Annotated in this window: 7 protein-coding genes; 2 read left to right on the top strand and 5 right to left on the bottom strand. The window is 71.0% G+C overall.

The genetic code is table 11. The annotated features are described in order from the left end of the window. Nucleotides 1–723: 723 nt before the first annotated feature. Both E3O23_RS00085 and E3O23_RS00080 read right to left on the bottom strand, forming a co-directional pair. Nucleotides 724–1,608 carry a M48 family metalloprotease gene (locus E3O23_RS00085; RefSeq protein WP_134486524.1) on the bottom strand — a complete coding sequence of 295 codons (885 nt, stop codon included), beginning with the start codon at nt 1,606–1,608 and terminating at the stop codon, nt 724–726. A 12-nt stretch (nt 1,609–1,620) separates the two neighbouring features. After that, nucleotides 1,621–2,187: a LemA family protein gene (locus E3O23_RS00080; protein WP_134486521.1), complete on the bottom strand. Its 567-nt coding sequence runs from the start codon at nt 2,185–2,187 to the stop codon at nt 1,621–1,623. 164 nt (nt 2,188–2,351) lie between these two features. Here E3O23_RS00080 and E3O23_RS00075 point away from each other — a divergent pair, with 164 nt between their 5' ends. Then, nucleotides 2,352–3,098: an ABC transporter ATP-binding protein gene (locus E3O23_RS00075; RefSeq protein ID WP_134486518.1), complete on the top strand. Its 747-nt coding sequence runs from the start codon at nt 2,352–2,354 to the stop codon at nt 3,096–3,098. Next, nucleotides 3,095–3,829, top strand: coding sequence for an ABC transporter permease (locus tag E3O23_RS00070; RefSeq protein ID WP_134486515.1), 735 nt, complete (start codon nt 3,095–3,097; stop codon nt 3,827–3,829). Before E3O23_RS00075 ends, E3O23_RS00070 begins: the two co-directional genes overlap by 4 nt. 79 nt (nt 3,830–3,908) lie before the next feature. Here the strand turns inward: E3O23_RS00070 and E3O23_RS00065 are convergent, their stop codons facing one another. Genes E3O23_RS00065 through E3O23_RS00055 form a run of 3 tightly spaced genes read right to left on the bottom strand, consistent with a single transcriptional unit; the run spans nt 3,909 to nt 7,917 of the window. Next, nucleotides 3,909–5,372: a glycoside hydrolase family 1 protein gene (locus E3O23_RS00065; protein WP_338145289.1), complete on the bottom strand. Its 1,464-nt coding sequence runs from the start codon at nt 5,370–5,372 to the stop codon at nt 3,909–3,911. Beyond that, nucleotides 5,369–6,682 (bottom strand): D-arabinono-1,4-lactone oxidase, encoded by a 1,314-nt coding sequence (locus E3O23_RS00060; protein WP_134486512.1) that lies wholly within the window; start codon nt 6,680–6,682, stop codon nt 5,369–5,371. Before E3O23_RS00060 ends, E3O23_RS00065 begins: the two co-directional genes overlap by 4 nt. After that, complete coding sequence (locus tag E3O23_RS00055) at nt 6,679–7,917, bottom strand: alanine racemase (RefSeq protein ID WP_241983243.1); 1,239 nt, start codon at nt 7,915–7,917, stop codon at nt 6,679–6,681. Before E3O23_RS00055 ends, E3O23_RS00060 begins: the two co-directional genes overlap by 4 nt. Between the last annotated feature and the right edge of the window lie 316 nt (nt 7,918–8,233).

Here is an 8,233-nt window from a genome sequence, read left to right as displayed (position 1 = left end):
GACACCGCCGCGCGCCTGGCCGTCGTGCTGCGGGCAGCGGCGCGCTGGCAGGGCCTGGGCGAGATCGCGGTCGTGCCGCGCGGCACCCTCGCGGCGGGGCTGGCGGCCGAGCTGCGCTAGTCCTCGACGCGCGGGCAGTGCGCCGCTGCGCGGGTGGCACAACTCCAGCACAGCGGCACAGCACCAGCGTGGGCCTCCGGGGCCGCCTGTCATCGAGCCTGTAGATCCCCCTCCAATCCGCCTGCGCGGCGGCGGGCCCGGCCGGGCGGGCTGGCTGGCTGGCTGGCTGGCGGATGCGGCCGCGAGTGTCGCCGTTTGCGCCGAGTGTCGCCGTTGCACCGGGTCATCTCGGCGCAAACGGCGATTCTCGGCGTGGTGGCGGAATCCATTCGCCGACGTTGACAGGCTCGACCTCCGGGGCAGGCTCGACCTCCGGGGCCGGCTCGACCTCCGGGGCCGTCGATCGACCTCCGGGGCCGTCGATCGAGCGTGTCGGCACCTTCGCCGAACTGTGAGTTTGGCACCTTCGTGGGGCCCGCGAAGGTGACAAACTCACGGTTCGACGGTTCGACGGTTCGACGGTTCGACGCATCGACGCATCGACGCATCGACGGTTCGACGGTTCGACGCATCGACGCATCGACGGTTCGACGCATCGACGCATCGACGCATCGACGCATCGACGGATCGACGGATCGACGCATCGACGGATCGGCTGAGGGACTAGAAGGTGCGGCCCATCGTGTGCAGGCGCTCGACCCGGTCGGCGATCGGCGGGTGCGTGCTGAACAACTTCGCCATCAGGCCCGGCTTCAGCGGGTCCGCGATCCACAGGTGCGCCATCGAGGTGTTCTGGCGCCGCAGCGGCCGCCCGTAGGTCTGAAGCTTCTCGAGCGCACGGGCGAGGGCATCCGGGTGGCGGGTGGTCATCGCGCTGGTGGCATCCGCCAGGTACTCGCGCTGCCTCGACACGGCCATCTGCACCATGCTCGCCACGAGCGGCGCCACCAGCATCGCGACGAGGCCGAAGACCAGCACGATCGGGTTGCCGTTGTTCCGGTCGCTGCGGCCGAAGAAGGCCATCCGGAGGAACATGTCCGAGATGAACCCGACCGCCACGACGAGACCGAAGACAATCATCGAGACCCGGATGTCGTAGTTCTGCACGTGGCCGAGTTCGTGGGCCATCACGCCCTCGAGCTCCGAGTCATCCATGATTTCGAGCAGCCCGGTCGTGGCCGCCACGATCGCGTGCTCCGGATCCCGCCCGGTCGCGAACGCGTTCGGGGCCGGGTCGTTGATCAGGTAGATCTCGGGCATCGGCGTACCCGTGGTGATCGAGAGGTTCTCCACGATCCGCCAGAGCCGCGGGTTTTCGTCCTTGCTGTTCAGGCGCACCCCGCCGCTCATCGCCGCCGCCTGGCGGCCGGCCATGAAGTACTGCACGACCGCGTACAGGATGGCGATGACCATCGTGGCGATGAAGATGCCGTAGCCCCGGTCGCCGTACACGGCGTTGGCCAGCCAGGCGAGCCCGGCGATGATGACCAGGAACAGGATGATGATGAAGACGGTGTTGCGTTTGTTCCGGGCGATCGCGCTATACATTGCCGCTCGCCGTTAGAACTGCACGCGGGGCGGCTCCGCAATGGCTGCGGAGTCGGACACCTCGAAGAAGTCACGCTCGGTGAAGCCGAGGTTGCGGGCGATGAGGTTGTTCGGGAAGACCTTGATCTTCGTGTTCAGTTCGCGCACGCCGCCGTTGTAGAACCGGCGCGAGGCCTGGATCTTGTCTTCCGTGTCGACGAGCTCGGCCTGGAGCTGGAGGTAGTTCTGGCTGGCCTGCAGCTGCGGGTAGGCCTCGGCGACGGCGAAGATACTGCGGAGGGCCTGCTGCATGTGGTTCTCGGCCGCGGCCAGCTCGGCGGGCCCCTGGGCGGAGAGCGATTCGGCGCGCGCCTTCGTGACGTTCTCGAAGACCGCCTTCTCGTGCGCGGCGTAGCCCTTGACCGTCTCGATCAGGTTGGGGATGAGGTCCGCGCGACGCTTCATCTGCACGGTGATGTCGCTCCACGCCTCATCGACGCGCACCTTGAGAGTGACCAGGGAGTTATAGGTCGCCCACAGGTAGATCCCCACGATGACGACGAGTCCAACAACGATGAGGACCGGGATGAGCCATTCCATGGCAGCGACTCCTTGAGCTTGTGCGGCGGGATTGTGCGCGTGATTGTTCGATGCAGCACCATCATAACCGCGTGGTCGGATGCTCCCACCCGGTTCCCATGACACTCCAAGCCAAGCGTCAGCAAATGAGTGACATTCGCCCCTGACCGGCGAATAATGCAGTCATGGGGAACAACGAGGCTCCCGCGGTGGTCGTGCGAGACCTGCATGCGCGGCGGGGCAAGCATCCGGTGCTGCACGGACTGAGCCTGACCGTGCCGCGGGGCATCGTGATGGGCCTGATCGGCCCGAGCGGCTGCGGCAAAACGACGCTCATGCGCGCGATCGTCGGGGTGCAGATCGTGCAGTCGGGCGAGGTCAGCGTGCTCGGCGAACCGGTCGGCACCGCATCGCTCCGCCGCCGGGTCGGCTACGTCACGCAGGACGCCAGCATCTACGACGACCTGACCGTGCGGCAGAACCTGGCCTACTTCCGGGCGGTGCTGGGCGTGCCCCGGGGCGACATCGACCGGGTGATCGAGGCCACCGACCTCGGCAGCAACGCCGGGCAGCTGGCCGGGTCGCTCTCCGGCGGCCAGCGCAGCCGGGTGTCCCTGGCCGGCGCCCTCCTCGGCTCGCCCGACCTCCTCGTGCTCGACGAGCCGACCGTGGGGCTCGACCCGGTGCTCCGGGTCGAACTGTGGGGGCTGTTCCACCGCCTCGCCGCGGCCGGCACGAGCCTGCTCGTGTCGAGCCACGTCATGGACGAGGCGGCCCGCTGCGACCGCCTGCTGCTCATGCGCCACGGCGAGGTCCTCGCCGATGACACCCCGGGCGGGCTGCTCGCCGCCACCGGCGCCGCGGACATCGAGGCGGCGTTCCTCACACTGATTGCGGCGCATCCGGTCGCGCCCGGCGAGGAGGCCCCGTGACCCCGCTGCGCACGCTCGCCACCGCCGGCCGCGTGCTCACCCAGATCCTGCACGACCCGCGGACCATCGCGCTCCTGCTGGTCGTGCCCAGCCTGCTGATCGGGCTGGTGGCCTGGATATTCTCGGACACGACGGCCTTCTCCACCATCGGGCCCGCGATGCTCGCGCTGTTCCCGTTCGTGGTCATGTTCGTGGTCACGAGCATCACCACCCTGCGGGAGCGGCGCACGGGCACGCTCGAGCGGATGCTGTCGATGCCGCTGGGCAAGGGCGACCTGATCCTCGGCTACACGCTGGCGTTCGGCCTGCTCGCCGTGCTGCAGTCATCCATCGCGGTCGGGCTCTCGGTCTGGGTCTACGGGCTGGAGATCGAGGGATCGGTCTGGCTCCTGTTGGCGGTGGCCGTCGCCGATGCCGTGCTCGGCACGACGCTGGGCCTGCTGGCCAGCGCGTTCGCCCGCACCGAGTTCCAGGTCGTGCAGTTCATGCCGGCGTTCGTGTTCCCGCAGATCCTGCTCGGCGGCATCTTCCTCCCGCGCGACCAGTTGCCCGCAGGCCTCGAGCAGATCAGCGACTGGTTGCCGCTCTCACACGCCATCGACGCGCTCCAGGCGGTCGCCACCGACTCCGAGGACGCCGCGTACGTGGCCGGCGAGCTGCTCATCATCGGCGCGTGGATCGTCGCCGCGGTCGTCATCGGCTCGATCACCCTCCGCCGCCGCACCCCATAGCCCGCGAAACCGCACTTGTGCACGTTATGACGGCGTTTTAGCGCGCACAACTGCGGTTTCGCGGGGGTGGAAGGGCGGGTCAGCGGGCGGAGAGGACGCGCTGCAGCCAGCGGTAGGAGGACTTGGCCGTGCGGTTCTGGGTGGGGAAGTCCACATGCACGAGGCCGTAGCGCTGCGTGTAGCCGGCCTCCCACTCGAATCCGTCGAGCAGCGAGCGGATGAAGTAGCCGCGCAGCCGGACGCCCTCCGCGACGCCGCCGGGCCGGACCGCGTCGACCGCGGCCGACAGGTGCTCGGCGAGGTAGTCGATCCGGACCGGGTCGTGCACCGCGCCGCGCTCGTCGACGACGTCGGGGAAGCTCGCGCCGCCCTCGGTGATGCAGACCGGGGGCAGGGCGTCCCCGTACCGGTCGCGAAGCTCCACCAGGCTCACGCCGAGGTACTCGGGGGCGATCGGATGCCCGGAGCCGGTCGCCGGCGCCTCACGGAACGGCTCGAGGTGGAAGGGCAGGTGGGCCGCCGCAGAGGGCTGCCCGTCGGCGGTCGTCGAGGCTCCCCGGCCGGCCGCGACGCGGGAGGGCCCGCGGTAGTTGAGCCCGTAGAAATCCAGCGGCTGGTGGATCGTGCGGAGGTCCGCGTCGTCCACCTCGATGAGCGCGCGCAGCTCGGTCGTGAACTGTTCCGGCGGCTCCGGATACCGGCCGAGCAGCACCGGGTCGGCGAAGATCCGGTTGTGCAGCACGTCGAACAGCTCGCCGAAGACCTCGTCGGCCTCCCGGTCGCTGGCCGCCTGCACGGGCGAATGCAGATTCGCGATGCCGATCCGGCCGCGCACGTCGGCGGCGCGGAGACCTTGCACGGCGAGGCCGTGCGCGAGGAGCAGGTTGTGCGCCACGGGCAGCGCGCCGAAGAGCAACCGTTCGCCGGGCGCCTGGGTCCCGAGCGCGTAGCCGCCGAGGGTCACCGTCGCGGGCTCGTTGAACGTCACCCAGTCGTCGATTCGGTCGCCGAAGGCCTCGCCGACGGCGTGCGCGTAGTCGCCGAAGCGCTGGGCCGTGTCGCGGTTCAGCCAGCCGCCGCGGAGCTCGGCCGGCGTGTCCCAGTGGAAGAGCGTGGCCATCGGGCTGATGCCCGCGCGGAGGAGCCCGTCGAGCAGCCGGTCGTAGAAGGCGAATCCGCTCTGACTCAGTCCCCCGCGGCCGTCCGGCTGCAGCCGCGGCCAGGCGAAGGAGAAACGATACGCGTCGACGCCGAGTTCGCGGAGGAGGATGACGTCCTCGGCCTGCCGGTGGAAGTGGTCGGCCGAGACCGAGGCATTCGAGCCGTCCAGGATGCGCCCGGGCTGGGTCGTGAAGCCGTCCCAGACCGACTCGTGGCGGCCGCCGTCCCTGGCGCCGCCCTCGACCTGGAAGGCGGAGGTTGCCGTGCCGACGACGAAGCCGTCCGGCAGGCCGGAGCCGAGCTCCCCGGCCCGGTGCTGCCAGGCGCGGTGCTGCCAGGCGCGTGCGGTGGGCGTGTTGCTGTTCAACTTCTTCGTGCTCAACTGCCGAGGACTCTTTCCAGGTAGGGGTTGCTGAAGCGGCGCTCCGGGTCGAGCCTGTCACGGACCCGGCGGAAGTCGTCAAACCGCGGGTAGGCCGCACGGAGGAACTCGGCGTCGGCGTCGTGGATCTTGCCCCAGTGCGGGCGTCCGCCGTGCGCCCGCATGATCTCCTCCACCGCCCGGAAGTACTCGGTGTGGTCCTCCCGGTAGTACCGGTGCACGGCGATGTACCCGGTCTCCCGTCCGGCCGCGGTCGAGAGCCACAGGTCGTCGGCGGCGGCCGAGCGCACCTCGATCGGGAAGGAGATCCGCCAGCCCCGGTGCTCGATCAACGCGCGAACCTCGGCCAGCGCGGCCGGGACGAGGGCCACCGGCAGCGCGTACTCCATCTCGCGGAAGCGCACGGTGCGGTTGGTCACGAACACGCGGGTGGAGACATCCGTGTATTCGCGTCGGCCGCTGAGCTTCTCGGCCAGCCGGTTGAACCCGGGCACCAGCGCAGGCTGGAGCGCGCCGAGGGCGCAGATGCCGCGGTAGGCGCCGTTGGCGAGCAGTTCGTCGTCGAGCCAGCGCGACACGGCGCCGCGGGGCGCGCGGACCGCGCCGAGCGGCAGCCGCGTGTTGGTTTTCGTCAGCGCGCTCTCGGTGTGCGGAAACCAGAAGAACTCGAAGTGGTCGGCCGCCCGGCTGCGCTCGAGGTAGCTCTCCAGCACGCGCTCCAGCGGCTCGGTGCTCTCGACCGCGTGCAGGAGGAAGCCCGGCACGCACTGGAGAGTGACGTCGACGATGATGCCCAGCGCCCCGAGGCCGAGGGCCGCGGCCGGCAGGAGCTCGGCGTTCTCGGTGCCGCTCACGTGCAGCAGGGAGCCGTCGCCGGTGACGAGGGTGAGCGCGACGACCTGCGAGGCGAGGCCGCCCAGGGCGCTGCCGGTGCCGTGGGTGCCGGTGGAGATGGCGCCGGAGATGCTCTGCCGGTCGATGTCGCCCATGTTCGCCAACGCCAGGCCGTATGGTGCGAGCAGGCGCTCCAGCCGGTGCAGCCGGGTGCCGGCGGCCAGCGTGACCTGGTGGGCGGCGCGGTCGACCCGGATGACCCCGCTGAGGTCGTGCAGGTCCAGCTGCACATCGGGAGCGACGGCGATCCCGCTGAAGCTGTGCCCCGCCCCGACCGCCTTGATCCGGAGCCCGGCGGCGCCCGCGGCGATCACCGCGCGCTGCACCGCGCCGACGGAGCCCGGTCGTTCGACCCGCCGGGGGCGCACGGCCTCGGTGCGGGCCCAGTTGCGCCAGGTGGCTCCGCTCGCGGTCACAGGAACGCCTTCCCTTCGCCCCGGTAGGTGGGCAGGACGTCCACGACGCGGCCGTCGTGCACGAGCACGAATTCGTTGACGTGCTCGCTCAGCTCCCCTGATTTGGCGTGGCGCAGCCACACCCGGTCGCCGACCGAGAGGGCCTCGGCCCCGCGCCCGGCGACGGGCGTCTGCACCTCGCCGGCCATTTCGAGCGGCAGGAAGCGGAGCCCCTGCGGCCAGGTCGGTAGCGGCAGACGGTCCCGGTTGGGTGGGCCGGAGCCGATCCAGCCGCCGCCCTGCAACACGGCCGTGTCCGGGGTCGCCTTCCGCACGACGGACAGGGCGAAGGCCGCCGCCGGAGCCGGCCGGAAACCCGAGTAACCGTCGAAGAGGTGCCCGCCGAACAGGCCGCTTCCTGCCGCGAGCTCGGTGACGGATGCGTCCGCGCGCGTGCTCTCGAGCGACCCGGTGCCCCCGCCGTTGACGAACTCGAGCTCGGCGACCTGGCGCACCGCCGCGACCGCCGCACCCCGCCGCTCGGCGAGCTCCGCGATCGAGCGACGGCGGATGAAACGGTTGACCGCGCCCCGGACCGGCTGCCCGGACGGCCGGTCGCGGATACCGGCGACCTGGGCCTCGTAGCCCATCAGGCCGACGAGCAGGAATCCCGGGCGGGCCACGATCGCGACCGCCAGGGCACGGGCTTCCTCGGGTGTGTGCACCGGCGACCGGCGCACACCGACATGGCCGAAGACGGGGACGTCCCACGCCGCGTCGAGTTCGAGGCAGACCCGGATCGGGGCGCGGCTTCCGGCCGGAAGCACCGAGTCGATGAAATCGAGCTGGGCGAGCGAGTCGACCATGAGGGTCACCCGGGCGGCCAGCTCCGGCGAGCGCCCCAGCCGCTCGATGCCCGACCTGTCCGCCGTGGGGTACCCGACGAGGATGTCGTCGACGGTGTCCGCCAGCCACAGCGACTCGGCCAGCGTGTAGGCGAGCACCCCGCCGAAACCGGGAACGGCCAGCACGGCTTCGATCACGCTGCGCACCCGGATCGACTTCGTGGCCACGCGGATCGGGGTGCCGGCCGCCCGATCCAGCAGCTGGTGCGCGTTGTGGCGGAGGGCGTCGAGGTGCAGGGCCACGACGGGGGCGTCCCGCTCCGAGGTCGCGGCGGTGAGGTCCGGCCAGTACCGGGACGGGGTCAGCCAGGGCGCGGCATCCGGCCGGCTGGACAGATCGTTTTCCCTCACCGCACCGACTCTACTTCGGCGGGCAGACCTCCCGCGACAGGCTCCGATTCCGCCGATCGCGCCGCGCCGGGTCACGAATGCGTCGCAGTGTCTCGGGAAGCGGGCGCGGGGGGTTGACATTGCCCCGCCGTCCCCCTCAAATGGGGGTTGAGGGTCGGGGGCACGTGAGCGGAACAAAGCGGTTCGAGGCGCCGGTGGGCGAGGTGCGGGCGGCGCCGGCGGGGCGGGTGCCGGGTGCTACCGTGCGCCGAGCCCTGCGACCGGGCCTGCGCCGAGCCCCGCGCCCGCCGTTCGCCCGGCCGCCGCGCACGACCCT

The organism is Cryobacterium tagatosivorans, from assembly GCF_004402215.1.
Lineage (GTDB): Bacteria > Actinomycetota > Actinomycetes > Actinomycetales > Microbacteriaceae > Cryobacterium > Cryobacterium tagatosivorans.
This window is presented reverse-complemented; position numbering and strand designations above follow the sequence as displayed.

What these genes read in the sequence shown, in the direction of transcription:
- E3O23_RS00080 (WP_134486521.1), bottom strand. Translation starts at nt 2,187, where the DNA reads ATGGAATGGCTCATCCCGGTCCTCATCGTTGTTGGACTCGTCGTCATC.
- E3O23_RS00075 (WP_134486518.1), top strand. Translation starts at nt 2,352, where the DNA reads ATGGGGAACAACGAGGCTCCCGCGGTGGTCGTGCGAGACCTGCATGCG.
- E3O23_RS00085 (WP_134486524.1), bottom strand. Translation starts at nt 1,608, where the DNA reads ATGTATAGCGCGATCGCCCGGAACAAACGCAACACCGTCTTCATCATC.